At 71.8% G+C, this 22,159-nt stretch carries 13 protein-coding genes; 10 read left to right on the forward strand and 3 right to left on the reverse strand.

All coding sequences use genetic code 11. The annotated features are described in order from the left end of the window. Positions 1-384 precede the first annotated feature (384 nt). The 3 genes from P4R38_RS08155 to argS all read right to left on the reverse strand — a co-directional run bounded on the left by P4R38_RS08155 (position 385) and on the right by argS (position 4,810). On the reverse strand, positions 385-1,881 hold the full coding sequence (locus P4R38_RS08155) for a hypothetical protein (RefSeq protein ID WP_275239304.1): 1,497 nt from the start codon (positions 1,879-1,881) through the stop codon (positions 385-387). A 224-nt stretch (positions 1,882-2,105) separates the two neighbouring features. Next, positions 2,106-2,762 (reverse strand): mycothiol-dependent nitroreductase Rv2466c family protein, encoded by a 657-nt coding sequence (locus P4R38_RS08160; protein ID WP_275239303.1) that lies wholly within the window; start codon positions 2,760-2,762, stop codon positions 2,106-2,108. Between the two features lie 287 nt (positions 2,763-3,049). Then, on the reverse strand, positions 3,050-4,810 hold the full coding sequence (gene argS, locus P4R38_RS08165; RefSeq protein ID WP_277191830.1) for an arginine--tRNA ligase: 1,761 nt from the start codon (positions 4,808-4,810) through the stop codon (positions 3,050-3,052). A 13-nt stretch (positions 4,811-4,823) separates the two neighbouring features. Between argS and P4R38_RS08170 the strand changes: the two genes are divergently transcribed. From P4R38_RS08170 to P4R38_RS08215, 10 genes are all read left to right on the forward strand, one after another. After that, a complete protein-coding gene (locus tag P4R38_RS08170; RefSeq protein WP_409201250.1) occupies positions 4,824-8,864 on the forward strand; it encodes a Pls/PosA family non-ribosomal peptide synthetase in 4,041 nt (1,346 codons plus the stop codon). Then, positions 8,864-10,174 carry a M1 family metallopeptidase gene (locus tag P4R38_RS08175; RefSeq protein WP_277191832.1) on the forward strand — a complete coding sequence of 437 codons (1,311 nt, stop codon included), beginning with the start codon at positions 8,864-8,866 and terminating at the stop codon, positions 10,172-10,174. Before P4R38_RS08170 ends, P4R38_RS08175 begins: the two co-directional genes overlap by 1 nt. A gap of 142 nt (positions 10,175-10,316) precedes the next feature. Further along, entirely contained in the window at positions 10,317-11,159 is an 843-nt protein-coding gene (locus P4R38_RS08180) for a hypothetical protein (protein WP_275239299.1), read from the forward strand. Between the two features lie 33 nt (positions 11,160-11,192). After that, positions 11,193-12,062 (forward strand): hypothetical protein, encoded by an 870-nt coding sequence (locus P4R38_RS08185; protein ID WP_277191833.1) that lies wholly within the window; start codon positions 11,193-11,195, stop codon positions 12,060-12,062. A 90-nt stretch (positions 12,063-12,152) separates the two neighbouring features. Beyond that, the gene (locus P4R38_RS08190) at positions 12,153-13,583 is read left to right on the forward strand and encodes a cytochrome ubiquinol oxidase subunit I (RefSeq protein ID WP_277191834.1); all 1,431 of its coding nucleotides are present in this window, start codon (positions 12,153-12,155) and stop codon (positions 13,581-13,583) included. A 15-nt stretch (positions 13,584-13,598) separates the two neighbouring features. Next, positions 13,599-14,639 (forward strand): cytochrome d ubiquinol oxidase subunit II, encoded by a 1,041-nt coding sequence (cydB, locus tag P4R38_RS08195; protein WP_275239294.1) that lies wholly within the window; start codon positions 13,599-13,601, stop codon positions 14,637-14,639. After that, positions 14,636-18,073 (forward strand): thiol reductant ABC exporter subunit CydC, encoded by a 3,438-nt coding sequence (gene cydC / locus P4R38_RS08200; RefSeq protein ID WP_277191835.1) that lies wholly within the window; start codon positions 14,636-14,638, stop codon positions 18,071-18,073. The genes cydB and cydC overlap by 4 nt, the downstream gene beginning before the upstream one ends. A gap of 47 nt (positions 18,074-18,120) precedes the next feature. Beyond that, entirely contained in the window at positions 18,121-18,507 is a 387-nt protein-coding gene (locus P4R38_RS08205; protein WP_275239292.1) for a BlaI/MecI/CopY family transcriptional regulator, read from the forward strand. 277 nt (positions 18,508-18,784) lie between these two features. Next, complete coding sequence (locus P4R38_RS08210) at positions 18,785-19,390, forward strand: TetR/AcrR family transcriptional regulator (RefSeq protein WP_277191836.1); 606 nt, start codon at positions 18,785-18,787, stop codon at positions 19,388-19,390. Between the two features lie 112 nt (positions 19,391-19,502). Continuing rightward, positions 19,503-21,875, forward strand: coding sequence for an MMPL family transporter (locus tag P4R38_RS08215; protein ID WP_277191837.1), 2,373 nt, complete (start codon positions 19,503-19,505; stop codon positions 21,873-21,875). The last annotated feature ends 284 nt before the right edge of the window (positions 21,876-22,159 follow it).

Below are 22,159 nucleotides of genomic sequence, written 5' to 3' on the forward strand. Positions count from 1 at the left end.
CGCCGGTCGAGTAGGGCGAACGAAGTGAGGCCCGTATCGAGACCACCGCAGCCGCGGACGCTGAGCCTCCCCGCGACTCACCAGGTCTCGATACGGCTCGCCCTGGGGGCTCGCCTACTCGACCGACGAGGAGGCCCACCCCGCTCGTTGAGCCGGGCGAGCCGCAAGGCGAGCCCGTGTCGAAACCTCGGTACGGCGAAGGCCCAGTCTCCCCACACCTCACCGGGTTTCGACTCGACCCTCCGCTAGCGCTCCGGCCCGGCTCAACCAGCGGAGGTTCGCCGGTCGAGTATGGCCGAACGGAGTGAGGCCCGCAGCCGCGGACGTGGAACTGCCCGGCCGGTGTGGATGCGCACGCACACCGGCCGGGCAGGATTGGAGGGGTCAGCGCGTCGTCAGTGACACGTCGTCCAGGGAGAAGTCGGTCGGGTAGATCGTGTCCTGCTGGGTGGCGATCTTCAGCGTCAGCGTCTGACCGCGCAGCGCGCTCACGTCGTACGACTTCAGTACGTAGCCGGCGGTGGCGGCGTTGACGTTCGACAGCGTCCCGAGGGTGGTCGACCCGAGCGACACGGTGAGCTTGTCGTAGACGGAGGTGGCGCTGTACTCCTTCGTCGTCGTGCGGACGTACAGCTGCAGCGTCGCGCCCGAGGCGGTGGACGGGATCGTCACCTGCTGCGTGATCGCCTGCGACGTCACACGGTTCGCGCCGGACAGCAGCGCGCGGTAGGAGCCGGTCCGCGCGTCGCCGGTCTGGATCGCCGAGGTGGTGCCGCTCCAGCCCGTGGCCCCCTGCTCGAACCCACCGTTGACGACCCCCGCACCGCCGGGCGCCGTGCTCGTGGGCGACGAGGTCGAGGTCGGCGACGAGGTCGAGGTGGACGTCGGCGAGGACGTGGACGTCGAGGTGGACGTGGCCGTGCTGGTCGGGAGCGGCTGCCCGCCACCGGACTGCGCGGAGTCGAACACGCTCTTGATCTCCGAGCCGAAGTACGGGCCGAACATCACGTTCGGGAGCAAGTTGTACTGGAAGGAGTTGACCGAGTTGAGCTTGCCGTTCAGGAACCAGCCACCACCGGACGAACCGCCGGTCATGGTGCAGCTCATGCCCTGGTCGGTCGTCCGGCCCGTCAGGTCGTCCTTGACCACGCCCGAGCACTTCCACAGCGTCTTGCCGTCGTACGGCGAGGCCGCGGGGTAGCCGTAGGACTCCATCTGCTGACCGCGCGCCTGGTTGAACGCGATCTCCTTGCCGCCGACGACCTGCTGCAGCGTCTGACCCTGGGCGTTCTTGGCGACGGAGGCGAACCCGGTGTCGACGTTCATGTCGCCCTTGGTGACCCAGCCGCTGTGCGCCAGCAGGCTGGTGGCCGGCCACTCGCCGTACGGCGCCGCGCCGTTGTCATAGGCGGGCACGAAGGTGAACTTGGTCGCGTACGCGCCGGGGCCCTCGTTCACGCAGTGGCCGGCCGTGGTGACGATCGACTGGTTCTGGCTGACGGTGGCGGTGCCGGAGCAGACGTAGTTCTTGCCGCTCATGCTGAAGAAGATCTTGCCCAGCTCCTTCTGCGCCGGCACCTGCACGGCGTCGGCGGCGGCGAGCTGCTGCTGCTGGCGCATCCGGTCGAGCTGAGTCTGCTTGCCCGCGGGAGCCGGGAGCACGCGCTCGGCGGGGATGGCCGTACGCATCCGCTCTGGCGTCCAGTAGTCGCGGACGGCCTGGACCTGCGCTGGGCTGCTGACCCCGGTGAGGTGACGCGCGACGCCGGGGGCCGGGGTGGGCTCAGAGCCGAAGCCGGTCTTGGCGGAGGCGACCGCGGTGGTCGTACCGGCGGTCACCAGAACGGCGATGCCGACCCCGGCGAGATGGGCCTTCTTCATGAGTCGTGTCCTCTCCTTGTTCACCCCTCGAGAGGTGAGTCAGAAGGAAACTAGGACCGTACTCACAGTGAACGTTTCCGTCGGAGGTCAAGGAACGGTATGCCCGGTTCCCGCGGTGAACGTGAACCGGGAACGCCCGCGGAACGCCGCGCCATGACGACGACGGACGATCAGCGACCGCAGCCCTGATCGTCCGTCGCGTCGAAGCGATCCGAACGGGTCCGTCAGTCGAACTCGGGGTCTTCCGTCCGCGTCCGCTTGAGCTCGAAGAAGTGCGGGTACGACGACAGCGCGACGGCGCCGTCCCAGACCCGGCCGGCGTCCTCACCGCGCGGGATGCGCGAGAGCACCGGACCGAAGAACGCCACGCCGTTGATGTGGATCGTGGGCGTGCCGACGTCGTCGCCGACCGCGTCCATGCCCTCGTGGTGGCTCTTGCGCAGCGCCTCGTCGTACTCGGTCGAGTCGGCGGCCTTGGCCAGGTCGGCGGGCAGGCCGACCTCGTCGAGCGAGTCCTTGATGACCGCGTTGAGGCGCTCGATGCGGTCCTCCTGGTCGTACTCGTCCTTGCGGTTGTGGATGCGGGTGCCCATCGCGGCGTAGAGGTCGGGCAGGACCTCGTCCCCGTGCTGCTGCGCCGCCGCGATCGCGACGCGGACCGGACCCCAGCCCTCGTCGAGCATCGACCGGTAGCTCTCCGGGACGTCGCGCCCCTCGTTGAGCACGCTGAGGCTCATGACGTGGAACTTCACCTCGATGTCGCGGACCTTCTCGACCTCGAGGATCCAGCGGGAGGTGATCCAGCACCACGGGCACAGCGGGTCGAACCAGAAGTCGGCCCTGTCCTTGCGACCGGCCTGACCCTGCACTGCTTCAGTCACGACGACTCCTTCGTCTCGAGAACGCACTCCTTGGGAGCCAACCCCGCGCCGCCGGGATTGCTTCCCGCCCGACGGCCGATCATCGCCGGCCGAGTAGGGCGAACGCAGTGATGCCCGTATCGAGACCAGGCGAGCGCGACGCCACAGCCTCCCCGCGTGTCACGAGGTCTCGATACGGCCTCGGCTAGCGCCTCGCCCTACTCGACCGGCGGGGTGGCTACTCGACCGGCGGGGTGGCTACTGGACCAGCGGGATGGCTGCTCGACCAGCGGGATGGCCGTGCGGCGTCACATCTGGTCGGGGGACTGGATGCCGAGCAGGGAGAGGCCCTCGACCAGCGTCCGGAGCGTCAGCGCGCACAGCGCCAGGCGCGAGTCCTTGACCGCGGCGTCCTCGGCCTTGAGCACCGGGCAGTGCTCGTAGAAGGTCGTGAACGTCTGGGCGACGTCGAACAGGTACGCACACAGCCGGTGCGGCTCCAGCGACTCACCGACCGAGGTCACGACCGTGCCGTAGTCGAGCAGCCGGAGTGCGAGCGCCCGCTCCGCCGGCTCCGTCAGCGTGATCGGGCCGTCCGTCACGACCGCGTCCGCGCGCCGCAGGATCGAGCGGATCCGGGCGGTGGCGTACTGCAGGTACGGGCCGGTGTTGCCCGTCAGCGACAGCATCCGGTCCAGGTCGAAGGTGTACTCGCTGTCGTGGGAGATCGACAGGTCGGCGTACTTCAGCGCGCCGATGCCGACCTGGTGGGAGATAGTCGCGCGGGTCTCCTCGTCCAGGTCCGGGCGGGACTCGGCGACGACCGTAGCGGCCCGCTCCAGCGCGGAGTCGACCACCGACTGCAGCGTGACCAGGTCACCTGACCTCGTCCGCAGCAGCTTGCCGTCGGCGCCGAGCATGTTGCCGATCTGGACGTGGGTCGGCACGGTGCCCTTGACCCAGCCGGCCTTGTCGGTGGTCTCCCAGCACATCCGGAAGTGGAGGTTCTGCGGCGCGCCCACGACGTACAGGGCACGATCCGCCTTCAGCTCCAGCGAGGAGTGCCGCAGGGTGGCGATGTCGGTGGTGGCGTAGCCGTACCCGCCGTCGGACTTGCGGACGATGAGCGGGATCGGCTTGCCCTCACGGCCGGTGTACCCGTCGAGGAACACGCAGAGGGCACCCTCGCTGATGACGGCGATCCCCTTCTCCTGCAACGCATCACAGATGCCGGGCAACTCGTCGTTGTACATCGACTCGCCGGCGATGTCGTCGTCGGTCAGGGTGATGTCGAGCTCGTCGTAGACGCGGCGCAGGTACCCCTTCGTCAGCTCGATGATGCCGTGCCACAGACGGAGGCTCTCGGCGTCGCCGCCCTGGAGCAGCGCGACGCGACGACGGGCCCGCGCCGCGAAGGAGTCCGGGTCGCTGGACTTCTCGGTGGCGGTGAACGTGGCGCGCGCGTTCCGGTAGAAGGTGTTGGGGTCGGTCTCCAGCAGGTGCGCCTCGTCGCTGTCCTCGCCGACCTCGAGCAGGTGCTCGGCGAGCATGCCGAACGGCGTGCCCCAGTCGCCCAGGTGGTTCTGGCGGATGACCTCGTGCCCGATGCCCTCGAGGGTGCGGGCGAGGGCGTCACCGACGACGGTGGTCCGCAGGTGCCCGACGTGCATCTCCTTCGCGGCGTTCGGGGAGGAGTAGTCGACGACGACCCGCTGGCGCTCGTCGGCGTCGGGCAGCGGGACGAGGCGGTCGCTGCGCAGCAGGTCGGTCGCCGAGGCGGCGACCCAGTCGTCCTGCAGCGTGATGTTGAGGAAGCCCGGGCCCGCGATCTCCGCGGACGCCACGAGCTCGGCCGCGTCGAGGTGCTCGACGATGGCGGCGGCGACCTCGCGCGGGGGGCGCCCGACCTTCTTGGCGGCGGCCATGGCGGCGTTGACCTGCAGGTCCGCGCTGGTCTGCTTCTTGTTCGCCGGCCGGATCACCGGGTCCGCCTCTCGCCACTCAGGCCCGAAGGCAGCCGCCATGGCTGCCTGGACGTGAGGAGTGAGGACGGAGGCCGGATCAGTCATGCGGACCAGCGTAATGGCGGGCGGGGGGCCGCCTCGCCACGGTTTCACCGGCGGACGCTCCCGCCCGGCGCCTCGGTCGACACCGCAGGTTCACCCCGGTGAGGGACACTGCCCACACTGTCGACCGGACCTTGATGGAGCACCCCCTGTGACGCTGCTGCGCGGCTCGAACGCCCCCGCACCCCGCACCCTCGTCGACATCTTCACCGAGACGGTGCAGGAGTGCCCCGACGCACCGGCGCTCGACAACGGCGCCACCGTCATGACGTACGCCGAGCTGCAGGAGTCCGCGCAGGAGCTCGCCGAGCGCCTCGCGGAGGTGGGCGTGGGCCGCGGCGACCGGGTCGGCGTCCGCATCCGGTCGGGCACCACCGACCTCTACGTCGCGATCGTCGGGACGCTGCTGGCCGGCGCCGCGTACGTGCCGGTCGACGCCGACGACCCCGACGAGCGGGCGGGCACGGTGTTCGGCGAGGCGGCCGTGGCGGCAGTCCTGGGCGACGACCTGGTGATCGACGTCCGCCGGGAGGGCACCGGCGCCGCGGCCGGTGGCGAGGTCGAGCCGCCGACGACCGAGCACGACGCATGGATCATCTTCACCTCGGGCTCGACCGGCACCCCGAAGGGCGTCGCGGTCAGTCACCGCAACGCCGCCGCGTTCGTGGACGCCGAGTCCCGGCTCTTCCTCCAGGACGACCCGCTGGGCGTGGACGACCGGGTCATGGCCGGGCTCTCGGTGGGGTTCGACGCGAGCTGCGAGGAGATGTGGCTCGCGTGGAGGTACGGCGGGTGCCTGGTCCCCGCGCCGCGGTCACTGGTGCGCAGCGGCATGGACCTCGGGCCGTGGCTGGTCGCCAACGACATCACCGTCGTGTCGACCGTGCCGACCCTGCTGGCCCTGTGGCCGACCGAGGCGCTGGCCAAGGTCCGGCTGCTCATCCTCGGTGGGGAGGCGGCGCCAGCGGAGCTGGGCGCGCGGTACGGCACCGGCGAGCGCGAGGTGTGGAACACGTACGGCCCCACCGAGGCCACGGTGGTCGCCTGCGCCGCACCGCTGACCGGCGAGGGCCCCGTGCGCATCGGCCTGCCGCTGGACGGCTGGGACCTGGAGGTGGTCGACGCCGAGGGCGCCCCCGTCGGAGAGGGCGAGACCGGCGAGCTGATCATCGGCGGCGTCGGTCTGGCGCGCTACCTCGATCCGGCGAAGGACGCCGAGAAGTACGCGCCCATGCCCACGCTCGGGTGGGACCGCGCGTACCGCAGTGGCGACCTGGTCGTCCGGGACTCCGCGGGGCTGGTGTTCGCCGGGCGCGCCGACGAGCAGGTCAAGCTCGGTGGCCGCCGTATCGAGCTCGGCGAGGTCGACGCGGCCCTGACGGCGCTGCCGGGAGTGGCCGGTGGCGCCGCCGCCGTCCGCACCACCACCGCCGGCACCCAGATCCTGGTCGGCTACGTGAAGGTCGAGGACGGCTTCGACCTGTCGGCGGCCATGCACCGCCTGCGAACGGCCATGCCCGCCACGATGGTGCCGCGCCTGGCGGCCGTCGACACGCTGCCGACCCGCACCAGCGGCAAGATCGACCGCGCCGCCCTCCCCTGGCCGGTCGCGACGTTGCGCGCCACCGCGGCGGACGCTCCGGCCGAGCTCACCGGGACCGCCAAGCAGGTCGCCGACCTGTGGCTGGACGTGCTCGGCGCCGAGGTGACCTCCGACACCGACGACTTCTTCGACCTGGGCGGTGGCAGCCTCACCGCGGCCCAGATGGTCTCGCGGCTCCGGGACACCCATCCGGAGGTCACCGTCGCCGACATCTACGACTACCCGACCGTGAGATCGCTTGCGGCACAGCTGGACTCGATGGACGCGCCAGCCAACGTGCGCGAGCGCGCGGTGAGGCCGACGCCGCTGAAGACCCAAGCCGGGCAGCTGGTCGGCCTGCTCGGGCTGCGCTGGCTGGCCGGGCTGCGCTGGACGGCGTGGCTGCTGCTCGGCGCCCGTCTGACCGACCTCGTCGTCGACCGGGAGATCCCGACGGCGCCGTGGTGGCTCGTCGTGATGGCCTGGCTGGTGCTGCTCACTCCCCCGGGCCGGATGACGCTCGCCGTCCTGCTGATCCGTGCCCTGATGACGGGGGTACGGCCGGGGTCCTACCCACGCGGCGGCAAGGTGCACCTGCGCCTGTGGCTGGCTGAGCACGTCGCCGACGAGGTGGGCGCGACCCGGCTGTCGGGCGCTCCGTGGATGACGTTCTACGCCCGCGCGCTCGGAGCGAAGATCGGGCGCGACGTCGACCTGCACACCTTCCCGCCCGTGACCGGGTTCCTCCGGGTCGGCCGAGCGGCGTCGATCGAGCCGGAGGTCGACCTGAGCGGCCACTGGCTCGACGGCGACCGGTTGCACATCGGCTCGGTGACCGTGCGACGCGAGGCCCGTGTCGGCACCCGCTCCATGCTCGCGCCGGGAGCCGTCGTGGGCCGCCGCGCCGAGGTCGCGCCCGGCTCAGCGGTGTTCGGCCACGTGCCGGACGACGAGGCCTGGAGCGGCGCTCCGGCCGTCCGTGTCGGCGAGGCGCGCGGCCCGTGGTCCAGCACGCGTCCGCCGCACCGCCCGGTCATGGCCGCGGCGTACGGCCTGCTCGCGGTGGTGATCGCACTGCTGCCGGTCGTCGCGACCGGTGCTGCGGTCCTCGCCGGCGCGGCCGTCCTGGGTGACCGCGGCCTCGCGGCGATGGCCGTACCGATGGTCGTCGTCGGCGGCCTCGTCGGGCTGGTCGTGCTCACCGTTCTCATCTGGGTCGCCGCGCGCGTGCTGCAGATCGGGCTGACCGCCGGCCACCACCCCGTCCACAGTGGGCAGGCGCTGCGGGCCTGGGGCACGCTGCGGGTCCTCGACGAAGCCCGCACCTGGCTGTTCCCGCTCTACTCCAGCGCCCTCACGCCCCGCTGGCTGCGCTCGCTCGGGGCGCGCATCGGCAGCGAGGTCGAGGCCTCGACGGTGCTGATGATCCCCTCGCTCGTCACCGTGGGCGAGGGTGCGTTCCTCGCCGACGACACCCTCGTCGGCCCGTACGAGCTGGGCGGCGGCTGGCTGCGCGTCGAGCGCACCAAGATCGGCAAGCGCGCCTTCGTCGGCAACTCCGGCATGACCGCGCCCGGGCGCAAGGTCCCCAAGAAGGGCCTGGTCGCCGTGCTCTCCGCCGCGCCGGGACGCGACGACAAGGCCAAGTCCGGGACGTCCTGGTTGGGCAGCCCACCGCAGCGGCTGCGCCGGCAGTCCAGCCGCGCCGACGACAGCCGTACCTACCGTCCGTCCCGGCGGCTCAAGGTGGCCCGCGGCCTGGTCGAGGCGTGCCGGATCGTGCCCGTCCTGATGACGTTCGGCATCGCGGTCGGGGCGGCCTGGGCTTTGCTGGAGGTCCAGGAGCGCTGGGGTGTCGGGGCCACGCTGCTGCTCGCCGGACCGGTCCTGATGGTCGGCGGTGCGGTCGCGGCCGCGGTCACCTCGCTCGCGAAGTGGGCGCTGGTCGGGCGCATCCGTGCCGGCGACCACCCGCTGTGGAGCTCGTTCGTGTGGCGCAACGAGCTCGCCGACACGTTCGTGGAGCTCATGGCCGCGCCCTGGCTGGCGCGCTCCGCGGCGGGCAGTCCGGTGCTCAACGTGTGGCTGCGCACGCTGGGCGCCCGGATCGGCCGGGGCGTGTGGTGCGAGACGTACTGGCTGCCCGAGGCCGACCTCATCGAGCTGCGCGACGGGGCGACGGTGAGCCGCGGCTGCGTCGTGCAGACCCATCTGTTCCACGACCGCGTGCTGTCCATGGACGAGGTGGTCCTGAAGCAGGGCGCCACGATCGGCCCGCACGGGGTCGTCCTCCCCGCGGCCACGCTCGGCCGGCACGCTACCGTCGGCCCGGTGTCCCTGGTGATGCGAGGCGAGTCCCTCCCCGACAAGACGCGCTGGATCGGTAATCCGATCGGCCCGTGGGTCGAGGACGACGCCGGTCCCCGCAGCACCGAGCGCGGCGCGGGCAGCGGCGTCGAGGAGGTCCTCGTCTGATGCGCCGGCCCGAGGCCGACCCCTACCTGCCGGGGCACGGCGATCCCTCGTACGACGTCCTGCACTACGACCTCGACCTCGACTACGCGCTCGAGAACAATCACCTCACCGGCCGGGCGACGCTCACGCTGCGCGCGCGCACGGAGACCGACGAGCTGACCCTGGACCTGCACCACCTCAAGGTCGTCAAGGTCACCGGCGTGCGGCTGGCGCGCCACACGCATCGCGGCGGACGGCTCCGCCTGGTCCTGCAGCGCCCGCTCGCCGCCGGCGCCGAGGCCACCGTCGTCATCACCTACCGGGGCACCCCGAAGGTCGTGAGAGACAAGGTCGGCGAGGCCGGCTGGGAGGAGCTCGAGGACGGCGTCATCGTCGCGTCGCAGCCGGGCGGGGCGCCCTCGTGGTTCCCGTGCAACGACCGCCCGGACGACAAGGCCACCTACCGCATCACCGTCACCGCGGCGTCCAGCCACCTCGTCGTCGCCAACGGCGTCCGCACCGCCGTCCGGCGTCGCGCGAGCCGCACCACGTGGACGTACGAGATGACCGACCCGATGGCGACGTACCTGGCCACCGTCCAGATCGGCCGGTACGCCGAGCACGAGATCCGCGCCGCGGTGCCGCTGACGGCCGCCGTGCCACCCGCTCGCCGGGCGGCGTTCGACGCGGCCTTCGCCGACCAGCCCCGGATGATCGAGGCGTTCGTGCGCCTGTTCGGGCCGTACCCGTTCAACGGCTACCGCGTCGTGGTGACCGACGACGAGCTGGAGATCCCGCTGGAGGCGCAGGGCCTGTCGATCTTCGGGTCCAACCTGCTCTCGCGCGACTGGGACGCCCAGCGGCTGATCGCGCACGAGCTGGCCCACCAGTGGTTCGGCAACGCCGTGACCGTCCGTTCGCTGTGCGACATCTGGCTGCACGAGGGGTTCGCCTGCTACAGCGAGTGGCTGTGGTCGCAGGAGTCCGGCGGGCCCAGCGCCGATGCGCGGGCTCGCGAGCACTGGGCGCGGCTCGACCGCCTCGACCAGGACCTCGTCCTCTACGACCCGGGGCCCAAGAACGTCTTCGACGACCGCGTGTACAAACGGGGCGCCCTGACCCTGCATTCGCTACGACTCGCCGGCGGCGACGAGGCGTTCTTCGACCTGCTGCGCACCTGGGTTGCGCGCCACCGAGGCGGCAGCGTCGGCACCGAGGACTTCGTCACGCTCGCGACGGAGAGGCTGGGCAGCGCGGTGCGCCCGATGCTGGACGCGTGGGTGTACGCCGCGCCGCTCCCGGAGCTCCCGATGGCCGCAACCCCGCGCTGAGGCGTCACCGGCACGTGGGACCGGGGACGGAAGCGACGGGTGGCCCGCCGTCGGAGTGGGTAGCGTGTCGTCCGCCGCCGGGACGGCCCGCTCGCCGCCCGGGGCAGGACCATGGCCGACCACATTCCTGAGGGGGAGGGACGTGCGACACGTCACCCGTTCCCGCGCTGCCACGACACTCGCCGCCGTACTCGTGCTGACGCTCGGCGCCTGCAAGGACGAAGGGCCGTCGGTGAGCGCGCCGACGGCGCCGGCCTCCGTACCGTCGGCGAGCACGTCGTCCGCGCCCGAGGCGTCCACGTCGTCGACGTCCCCGGCCGGTCCCACCTCGTCCTCCGGGAGCAGCGCGCCGTCCGCCTCCTCGTCCGGGACGCCGGCAGGCACCAGCGCGTCCGCCGTCGTCGCCGCGTCGCGCACCTCGTCGCTCGGCGCCACGAGCGCGTCCGTCCGCACGGTCGTCCCGAAGAAGTCCCAGGACATCTCGACCCGAGGGCGGCTCGACGGCTCCAACCAGGAGGTCACCGTGCAGACGAGCGCCAAGGGGCGGGCGACCGTCCGGCGCGTCGGCACCGCCAGCTGGGTCAAGGGCGACGACCGGTTCTGGTCGGGCGTGCAGGCGAGCCCGAGCGACCGCAAGGCGGCGCTCGGTCGGTGGCTCCCGCTCGGTGGCGAGCAGTCGGACCAGGGCATCACCGGCACGTCGCTGCTCACCGAGTACTGGGACGCCGTGGCCGACCTGCCCCTCGCGCAGGGCACGGTGGCGGCCACGACCTACGCAGGGCGCCCGGCGTTGCAGGTGTCGGTCGGCAGCGGCTTCATGCTCACGGTGACGCCGGACCCGAAGCACCTGCCGCTGCAGAGCCGGACGACCGAGCAGACGTACACCTTCAGCGAGTGGGACGCCGTCCCGGGCTACAGCCCACCGCCCTCGACCCAGCTCGTCCCGGCGGCGGCGGCGCGCAACCTCTCCCGGAGTCTGGGCTGACCGGACGGGGCGGACCGGGTGCATAGGATTGCCATGCCCGTCACGCACCCGGAGGTCTCCATGCACGCTCCTGCTCGCCGTACGGCCGCGCTCGCGGCTCTCCCGCTCGCCGCCGTCCTCCTCGCCGCGTGCGGTGACGACAGCCCGTCCGTCGCTGCCGGCTCCGCCTCGGCCGCGTCGACCTCCAGCGCCACGTCGACGTCGTCCTCGTCCGGCATGGCTTCCTCCAGCGCCGCACCGTCGACGACCGCGTCCAGCGCGTCCACCTCGTCCGCGGCGGCGGGGGCGACCACCCGTGACCCGGGCAGCATCCTGCGGACCTCCAAGGCCTCGGCGAACGGCGCGAAGAGCACCCACGTCAACGGCGACGTGGTCGATGACGGCAAGAAGATGAACGTCGACGCGCGCGGGCAGGTGCAGGGGTCCAACCAGGAGGTGACGGTGAAGACCCAGAACGAGGGCACCATCACCATCCGCAGCATCAGCAACACGCACTACGTCAAGGGCGACCGGACGTACTGGACCAAGCAGGGTGCGCCGTCCACGACCGTGAGCAGGCTCGCGAACAAGTGGGTGAAGGCGCCCGCCGACAAGTCGGACTCGTTCTCGCAGTTCACGATCAAGAAGCTGCTCGGCGACATGACCGAGGGCTTCGACGACTCCAAGATCACTCGGCTCAACACCACCGTCACCGGGACGACCTCCGGCGCCACCAAGGCCCTGAAGCTCGCGCCGCGCTTCTCCTCCGACACCACGACGATCACCGTGGTCGACGACCCCAAGTACCTCCCGCTGCAGATCGTCTCCGGGGACGGCACCGTGACCATGAGCGAGTGGGACTCGGTGCCCATGTACGCCGCGCCGCCCGCCTCCCAGCAGGTGACGATCCCGGGCGCCGCCTGACCTCTCCTCCCGGCCTTCCCGGCCCTCCCGGGTCGCGCTCTACTACGGACGGTAGTAATGTGATTACTACGTTCCGTAGTAGGAGGCGTCGTGGAGCTCGATCTCGCGCGGTGGCAGTTCGCCATCACGACCGTGTACCACTTCCTGTTCGTCCCCGTCACGATCGGGCTGTCGGCGTTCGTCGCGGGGTTCCACACCGCGTACCTGCGCTCGCGCAACCCGGCCCACCTGCGGCTGTCGAAGTTCCTCGGCAAGCTGTTCACCATCAACTTCGCGCTCGGGCTGGTCACCGGCATCGTGCAGGAGTTCCAGTTCGGGATGAACTGGTCGGACTACTCCCGCTTCGTCGGTGACATCTTCGGGGCGCCGCTGGCCATCGAGGCCCTGCTCGCGTTCTTCCTCGAGTCGACCTTCCTGGGGCTGTGGATCTTCGGCTGGGGCCGCATCCCGGAGAAGCTGCACGTCGCGTCCATCTGGATCGTGCACATCGGCACGCTGCTGTCCGCGTACTTCATCCTCGCGGCGAACTCCTTCATGCAGCATCCGGTCGGCTACCGCCTCAACCCGCAGACCGGCCGCGCCGAGCTGACCGACTTCGTGGCCGTGCTGACCAACAAGGTGCAGCTGGTGACGTTCCCGCACACGGCGTTCGCGGCGTACCTGGCCGGTGCCGCCCTGGTGCTCGGCGTCTGCATGTGGCACCTGCACCAGCGCCGCGTCGAGGACGACCTGCCGATGTACCGGACGGGCGCACGGATCGGGGCGATCGTGCTGCTGATCGCCGGCGCGGGCGTCGCGATCTCCGGGGACCAGCAGGGCAAGGTCATGACCGAGGTGCAGCCGGTGAAGATGGCCGCGGCCGAGGCGCTGTACGACACCCAGAAGTCGGCGCCGTTCTCGATCGTCACCGTCTCCAGCCTGGACGGCCAGCAGGAGAAGGTCGCCATCACCGTCCCGAAGCTGCTGTCCTTCCTCGGCACCGGCGACTTCAACGGCACCATCCACGGCATCAACGACCTGGAGCGGGCGTACCAGCAGAAGTACGAGTCGGATCCACTGACCCGCGCGCAGACGTACACGCCGACGCTGCCGCTCACCTACTGGTCCTTCCGGCTCATGATCGGGATCGGCATGTCGTCGATGCTGGTGGCGGTGCTGGCTCTCTGGACGCTGCGTCGCGGCAGCTCCGCACCGGCCCGCGCACGGTGGTGGCCATGGGCCGCGGTCGGCGTGACGCTGATGCCGGTGCTGGGCAACGCGTTCGGGTGGATCTTCACCGAGACCGGGCGTCAGCCGTGGCTCGTGTTCGGGCTGTTCACGACGAAGTCCGGTGTGTCTCCCGGTGTTTCGGCCGCCGAGGTGGCCACGTCGCTGATCGCGTTCACCGCCCTGTACGCAGTGCTGGCCGTCATCGAGGTACGCCTCACCCTGCGGTACGCCCGCGCCGGCGCCGAGCCCCTCAAGAAGCCGGACGAGTCCACCGCGGACTCCGACGACGACCGCCTCCAATTCGCTTACTGAGCCGGGAGATTCGCCATGGAGCTGACAACGGTCTGGTTCGTCCTCATCGCGGTGCTCTGGACGGGGTACTTCTGCCTCGAGGGGTTCGACTTCGGGGTGGGCATGCTCTTCCCCGTCCTCGGACGCTCGGAGGAGCGACGCCGGGTGCTGCTCAACACGATCGGCCCGGTCTGGGACGGCAACGAGGTATGGCTGCTCACCGCGGGCGGCGCGACGTTCGCCGCGTTCCCCCACTGGTACGCCACGCTGTTCAGCGGCTTCTATCTGCCGCTCCTGCTGATCCTGCTCGCGCTCATCGTGCGTGCGCTGGGGTTCGAGTACCGGCACAAGCGCAACGACGACCAGTGGCGCCGCCGGTGGGACGCCGCGATCGTCGTCGGATCCGCCGTGCCCGCGTTCCTGTGGGGCGTGGCGTTCACCAACATCGTGCGCGGCGTGCCGATCGACGCCGACAAGGAGTTCACCGGCTCGTTGCTCACGCTGCTGAACCCGATCGCCCTGCTCGGCGGTCTGGCGACGCTCACCGTCTTCCTGCTGCACGGCCTGCTGTTCGTCGCGCTGAAGACCGACGGTGAGATCCGTTCGGACGCGCGCGCTCTGGCGACCCGCGTCGGCTGGGTGGCCGCCGGGCTCGGGGTGGCTCTGCTGGTGATCCTGGGCTCCGACCGCGGCGGAGCCGCGTCCTTGACCACCTCCGTACTCGCCGCCGGAGCGCTGCTCGCGGCTCTCGCCTCGAACGCGCGCGGGCGCGAGGGCTGGGCGTTCACCGGCACCTTCATCGGGATCGCTCTCGTCGTCGCGTCGCTGTTCCTGATGCTCTTCCCCGACGTGATGCCGTCCTCGACGAACGCGGCCTGGTCGCTCACCGTCGACAACGCCGCCAGCTCGGCGAAGACGCTCGGGATCATGACCTGGGTCGGGGTGCTGTTCCTTCCGATCGTGCTGCTGTACCAGGGGTTCACGTACTGGACCTTCCGCAAGCGCATCTCCACCCACCACATCCCGCCCGCCACCGACGAGCGCGACTGGGCCCCGTCGGGGGCCGGCCTCCGATGAAGCCGTTCGACCCGCGTCTGGTCCGCGAGGTCCCTGCCGTACGGCGTCCGCTCGCCCTGCTCGGCGCGCTCGGGGTCGTCGGCGGCGCACTTGCGGTCGCTCAGGCGTTCGCGCTGGCCGCCCTGGTCGTCGCGGTGGTGCGCGGTGACCACGTCGGCCGCGCGTCCCTGGTGGTTCTCGTCGTCCTTGCGGCACGGGGAGCGGTCGCGGCTGCCACCGACGTGGCCGGCGGCTGGGCGGGCAGCCGGGTCGCCGGCGTCGTCCGGCGCCGGCGCATCGCGTCCTGGCTGCGCGTCCCCGTCGAACGGCGGCCCTCGACCGACCGGATGGTGACGATCGCCGCCGAGGGCGCCGCGAGTGTCGAGCCTTACGTGGGCCGCTACCTCCCCACCCTCGTCACCGCCGCCGTCGTCCCTCCGCTGGCGGTCCTCGCGCTCGCGCTCACCGACGTCTGGAGCGCGATCATCGTGGTCCTGACCGTGCCGCTGCTGCCGGTGTTCGCCGCCCTCATCGGGAAGCACACCGAGCGCGAGACCGCCACGCGGTGGGAGGAGATGACGGCGCTGGCCGGGCACTTCCTGGACGTCGTCCGCGGCCTGCCCACCCTGGTGTCGTACCAGCGCGCCGACGCCCAGGTCGGGACCGTACGCGCCGTGAGCGACCGGCACCGCAGGGCAACCGTCCGGACGCTGCGGACGGCGTTCCTCTCCTCGGCGGCGCTGGAGCTGTTGGCCACGATCTCCGTGGCGATGGTCGCGGTCGGCGTCGGGCTGCGGCTCGCCGGCGGCCACCTCGCGCTCGGCACCGCCCTGACGGCGATCCTGCTCGCGCCCGAGGCGTACTGGCCGATCCGCCGCGTCGGGCAGGAGTTCCACGCCGCCGCGGACGGCGCCCACGCCCTGACCGACCTCTTGAGCGATCACCCCGGCATCTCGTCGAACCAGGTGCACGAGATGTCCGGTCGATCGTCGGGTTCGCTCGGTCAGAGCGGACCGGCGCGGCTCGCCGGGGTGACGTACCGGTACCCCGGCAGCGACACCGCCGTCCTCCACGACCTTCACCTCTCTCTCGGGACCGGCCTCACCGCGCTCACCGGTCCGTCCGGCAGCGGCAAGACCACCGTGCTGGAGCTCCTGGCCGGGTTGCGCGAACCCACCTCGGGCGAGGTCCGCGCACCTCGGGCGCACCTGGTCACGCAGCGCCCGTACGTCGCGCCGGCCACCGTCGCGACCAACCTCGCGCTCGCGGACACCACCGACCCCGCGCTGATCCCGTCTGCCCGGCCCTCCATGGCGGGCCGGACGGACGAGATCCGCCTGGGGAGCGAGGCCCTGGCCGCCGACACCCTGCTCGGCGACGACGGGTTCGGGCTCTCGGCCGGTCAGCGGGCGCTCCTGGCCCTCGAGCGGGCCCGGCGCTCTGACGCGCCCCTGCTGCTGGTCGACGAGCCGACGGCGCACTTGGACGAGGAGGCGACCGCCGACGTACGCGCGCTCCTCGTCGAGCTGGCGCGCAGCCGTACGGTCCTCGTCGTCACCCACGACCCGGACCTCGCCGCCGTGGCGGACCGGGTCGTCGAGCTCCAGGCCGACCACCGCCCCCTCCCCCTCGCGCCGCTCGCGCCACCTTCCGGGTCGAGCGCGCCTCTCCCGCCACCTTCCGGGCCGAGTGCGCCTCTCCCGCCACCTTCCGGGTCGAGTGCGCGTGTCCTGCTGCGTTCACACCCGGAACGCCAGCAGGACACGCGCACTCGACCGTGGAAGGCGCCGGAACCGGGGAAGGCGCCGGAACCGGGGAAGGCGCCGCGACCGTGGTGGGTCGCGGGGCTGATCGGAGGGCTCGCGTCCGGGTGCGGCGTGGCTCTCACCGCGACCAGCGGCTGGCTCGTCGTCCGCGCGAGCGAGCGACCCGTCGTCCTCACCCTGCTGACCGCGATCGTCGCCGTCCGCGCGTTCGGGATCGGCCGGCCTGCGCTGCGGTACGCCGAGCGCCTGCTCTCCCACGACGCCGCTCTCGCCGACCTCACCGACCGCCGGACGGCGTCGTACGGGCGGCTGATCCCTCTGACGCCGGCCCGGCTCGGGCGCCGCCGCCGCGGCGACCTGCTCACCGGGTTCGTCCGGGACCTGGACGACGTGGTCATGGCGAGCGTGCGGGTACGGGTGCCGCTGGTGGCCGCGGCCGTCTCGTCCCTGGTCGCGCTGGTCCTGTCCGCCGCGCTGCTCCCGGCCGCCGGCGCGGTCGTCGGCGCGCTCCTCGTCGCCGTCGGTGCCGTCCTGGCCACCGGACTGCTGATCGAGCGTCGGACCCAGCCCCCGGCGCTGGAGACCCGCGCCGCGGTCGCGAGCGCCGCGCACCTGGCGACCGCGACCGCGTTCGAGCTGCAGGCGATCGGCGCCACCGACCACGCCGTCCGAGCACTCGACGTCGCCCAGCACCGCGCCGACCGGTCCGCCGCGCTGCGCACCGCGGGCCAGGCGTTCGGCAGCGGGCTGCTGCCCCTGCTCACCGGTGCCGCGACGGTTGCCATGGCGTCGGTGGTCTCCGGCACGACGTCCGCGGCGGCCGCCCCGGCCGGACCGTCCGCCCCGGTGGCGGCGATGCTCGTCCTGGTGCCGCTGGCCCTGGGCGAGGTCCTCGCGACCCTGCCGCCCGCGGCGTCGGCGTTCGTCGCCGCACGGGCCGCGGGCCGCCGTATCGAGCGCCTCCTGTCCCAGCCGCCCGCCACCACAGGCCACCCGGCGACCGACCGGCCAGCCGCCGACCCCCGTACGGAGCTGGTCGACGTGAGCGCGTCCTGGGACGGCGTCCGTACGGCGATGCCCGCGACCGACCTGACCATCAAGCCCGGTGAGCACCTGGCCGTCACCGGCCCGAACGGCAGCGGCAAGTCCACCCTGCTGGCCGTCCTCGCCCGGCAGCTCGACCCGACCAGCGGCGTCCACCTGCTCGACGGACGCGACGTCCGCCGGCTCGACACCGACGCCGTACGCCGCCGGGTGGCCGTGCTGGACGACGAGCCACACGTGTTCCATGGGTCGGTGCGCGCGAACCTGCTGCTGGCCCGCCCGGACGCCCAGGACGCCGACGCCGTCCGGGCCCTGGTCGACGCCGGTCTCGGCCGCTGGCTCGCGGCCCTGCCGGAGGGACTCGACACCGTGCTCGGCGGTGACGAGCGGGGTCTGTCCGGCGGCGAACGGGCCCGGCTGGGCCTGGCTCGGGCGCTGCTGTCCGGTCGTCCGATGCTGCTGCTGGACGAGCCGGTCGCTCATCTGGACCGGCCGACGGCCGTCGCGGTGCTGGACGACCTGCACGTCTCCGCACGCGACCGGACGCTCGTGATCGTCACCCACCAGCGCGCCGCGACAGAACGGTGCCAGACTGTGCTCCGTTGGAGCACGGCGGCGCAGGTGCCCGCGAGGAGTGTGGGATGAGCGGCGATGTACGGCGTTCGACGCCGACCGAAGAAGGAGCGGAACCGATGCGCGCACGGGGCGGCAGCCCGGGTCTGGGCGACCTGGAGGCCGCGGTCATGCACGTGCTGTGGACCGCCGAGGCGCCGTTGTCCGTCCGCGAGGTGCACGCCGCGCTGTCCGGACGCGACCTGGCGTACACCACGGTCATGACGGTCCTGGACCGCCTGGCCAAGAAGAACCTCGCCGCACGGCAGCGCGACGGGCGGGCCTGGCAGTACACCGCGCGGTCCAGCCGCGAGGAGCTCACGGCGCAGGTGCTCCGCTCGACGCTGGGCGGCCTCGAGCCGGCCGACCGGACCGCGGCGCTGCTGCACTTCCTCGGCGACGCGAGCCCGGGCGAGCGGGACGAGCTGCGCGCGGCCCTCGACGCCCTGGAGCACCGGGCCGACTGAGCACGTCGGCACCACCATCCGTGCCGGACGCGTCCGCCGGGTCGCTTCGCCTGCGTACCCCCTCCCCGGCGTCGGCACGGGCGCCACTGCGACCGCCCACGCTCGCACCCGCCCGTCGTGCCGTCCGCGCACGGGTTGAAACCACGCTGAAACCGCCACGAAGCCTGGTCGCCCGAGGATGCTCCGCATGATCTCCAACGCGACGCCCCGAGCAGTGCGGTGCAGATCACACCTCGCCTCTTTGCACCATCGCTCACAAAGTGCAAGACTGCACTTTGTGGCTGATAGTGCAATCGTCGAGAGCGACACCGCGCGCACGACCCGCCGACAGGCGAACGCGCAGCGGCTGTCCCGGTGCGCGCAGCGGCTGGCCCACCGGCGCGGGGTCGACGGGTTCACCATGGACGAGCTGGCCACCGAGGCGGGCGTCTCCCGCCGCACGCTGTTCAACTACTTCCCGAGCAAGGACGACGCGATCCTCGGGCCGATGCCCGAGCTCGACCCCGAGTACGCCGCGACGTTCCGAGCCGGCGGCCCGACCGGCCACCTGGTCGACGACATGGCCGTGCTGATCGACAACCTGCTGCAGGCCAAGAGCCTCTCGCGGGAGGACATCACCGTCGGCCGGCGTGTCATGGAAGACAACCCGCGGCTGATGGCCCTGGCGCACCAGCGCTTCCAGCTCTTCGCCGAGCAGGTCCTCGGCTGGGTCCGGGAGCGTGAGGGCGACGGGTTCGACGAGACGCGCGCGAGGGTCGCGGTCACGGTCCTCGGCGGCCTGTTCGCGCTGACCCTCGACACCTACGTCACCGACCCCCAGCAGCGACCTCTCGCCGACCTGTACGCCATCGCCCTGCGCCACGCCCGGGAGCTGCTCGCCTAGCCCCGGGCTCAGCCCGCGCACGCGGGCGAACCGACACCGACCCGCCCAGCCGTACGGCAGCGCCGCCGTCCGGTCTCGACCTCGTACGCCCACCATCACTCAGGAGTCCACCATGGCAACCCTGCTGTACCGGCTCGGAAAGACCGCCTACCGGCGGTGGCCGGTGTTCATCGCCGCCTGGCTGCTCGCCCTCATCGGGTTCGGCACCCTCGCCTCGGCCGTCTCGAAGCCGATGGCCGACACGTTCTCCATCCCGGGCATCCCGTCCCTCAAGGCGCAGGACACCCAGAAGGAGCTCTTCCCCGGCACCGCGAACGCCGAGGACCAGGCCGCGGTCAATCTCGTCGTCTCGGCACCGCAGGGTCACACGCTCAAGGAGGCGAAGTACTCGAACGCGGTGAACCAGCTGCTCGCCGACCTCAAGGACGCGCCACAGATGCCCAAGACGCCGCTGGTCAACCCGGTGCAGGCGTCCCAGGCGCAGTACAAGGCGGCCGTCGACGGGGCGATGAAGCAGGGCACCCCGCGTGCCGCCGCCGAGGCCAACGCCAAGGCGCTGCTGCCACTGAGCGCGGACGGCCGGGTCGGCACCGTGACCTGGACGTTCGACGCCCCCTCCGTGGCGGACGTGAAGCCGGCCACGCAGGACGACGTGCTCGCCAGGATGGACAAGGCCCGCGCCAGCGGCCTGATCACCGAGGTCAATGGCTCGGGCATGCAGGCGATGCCGGAGACCGGCGGCAAGAGCGAGCTGCTCGGCGTCGGCGTCGCGGCGATCGTCCTGGTCATCACGTTCGGCTCGCTCGTCGCGGCAGGGCTGCCGATCATCTCCGCGTTCGTCGGCGTCGGCATGGGCATGCTCGGCATCCAGCTGGCCACCGCGTTCACCACGATCGGGACGACCACCCCGACGCTCGCGACGATGATCGGCCTCGCCGTCGGCATCGACTACACGCTGTTCATCCTGTCCCGCTACCGCACCGAGCTGCACGACACCGACGACCGCGAGGAGGCGATCGGCCGCGCGGTCGGCACCGCCGGGTCCGCCGTCGTCTTCGCCGGGCTCACCGTCCTGATCGCGCTGTCGGCGCTGTTCGTCGTCGGCATCCCGTTCCTGACCTCGATGGGTCTGGCCGCCGCCGGCACGGTCTTCTTCGCGGTGCTCGTCGCGCTGACCCTGCTGCCGGCCGTGCTCGGACTGCTGAAGTCCAAGGCGTTCGGCGGACGGGTCCGCAAGCAGCAGGTGCACCGCGACGAGGACGGCAAGGTCGTCAACAACGGCGTCCGCTGGGCGCGCGGCATCGGTAAGGCCCCCATCGCGGTGGCCGCGCTGGTGGTCGTCGTCCTCGGCGGGCTCGCGGTGCCGGTGAAGGACCTGCACCTCGCGCTGCCGACCGACTCGACCGCCGCCGAGAGCACCACCCAGCGCAAGGCGTCCGACCTGATCACCGACGCGTTCGGCGCCGGCCGCGAGGCCCCGCTGCTGCTGGTCGTCGACGGCCGCGGCATCGAGGACGCGAAGGCCCGGCCCGCCGCGTACGGCCAGGTCGTGCAGTGGGCTGCGAAGCAGGGTGACGTCGCCAACGCGCAGATCATCGGCCTGAACCAGCAGGGCACCGGCGCTCAGGTGCTCATCACCCCGAAGAGCGGCTCGGACGACCAGGCCACTCTCGACCTGCTGCAGAACCTGCGCGACGGTGAGTCCACCATCGAGCGGCAGACCGGCACGCAGGTCGGCACCACCGGCATCACCGCCATCCAGACGGACGTGTCGGACCGGCTGACGCAGGCTCTGCCCCTCTACCTCGCGGTCGTGATCGGGCTGGCGTTCATCCTGCTGATGCTGGTGTTCCGCTCGGTCCTGGTGCCGCTGACCGCGACGCTCGGGTTCCTGCTGTCGATCCTGGCGACGCTCGGCGCGACGGTGCTGGTGTTCCAGGAGGGCCACCTCGGGCTCGTCGAGGGCCAGCCGATCGTCAGCTTCATGCCGATCATCCTGATCGGCGTGGTGTTCGGGCTGGCGATGGACTACCAGGTGTTCCTGGTGACCCGGATGCGGGAGGCGTACGTCCACGGCGCGAGCGCGCGGGAGGCCGTCGTCGACGGGTTCCGCCACAGCGCCCGGGTCGTCTCGGCCGCCGCCGCGATCATGATCTCGGTGTTCGCCGCGTTCATGCTGCAGTCGAACTCGCTGATCCAGTCGATGGGCTTCGCCCTGGCGGCCGCGGTGTTCTTCGACGCGTTCGTCATCCGCATGGTGCTGATCCCCGCGGTGATGTACCTGATGGGCGACAAGGCCTGGTGGCTGCCGAAGTGGCTCGACCGGATCCTGCCGAACGTCGACGTCGAGGGCGAGAGCCTGGCGCGGCTGCAGGCGGGTACGCCGAAGCACGCCACGGACGCCGAGCCCCCGGAGGACGAGGACGAGTCCACGCCCGCCCGGCACCACGCCGACGATGACGACGAGGAGCTGACCCGGGTCTGACGATCGGGGGATCGGAACCCGTCAGCACAGAACGCCGTACGCCGGCCGCTCACCCGAGCGGCCGGCGTACGGCGTTCCCTGCTGCCGAGGCCTGCGCAGAAAGGGGCGCCCACCCAGGGCGACCCCCGGGGAGACAACTGAGTCACATCAATCTGACCTACTTGCAAGTGCGTCAGACTCGGACGACTCAGTTGCCTCCACGCGGACTCTGGGGCGGAGGCGAGGATGACGCTCCGGTCGGACGCTCCTATGGGTCGTCAAGCCGTGATGGGGCCGTGTTCAAG

This window comes from Luteipulveratus flavus (genome assembly GCF_029439465.1).
GTDB classification, from domain to species: domain Bacteria; phylum Actinomycetota; class Actinomycetes; order Actinomycetales; family Dermatophilaceae; genus Luteipulveratus; species Luteipulveratus flavus.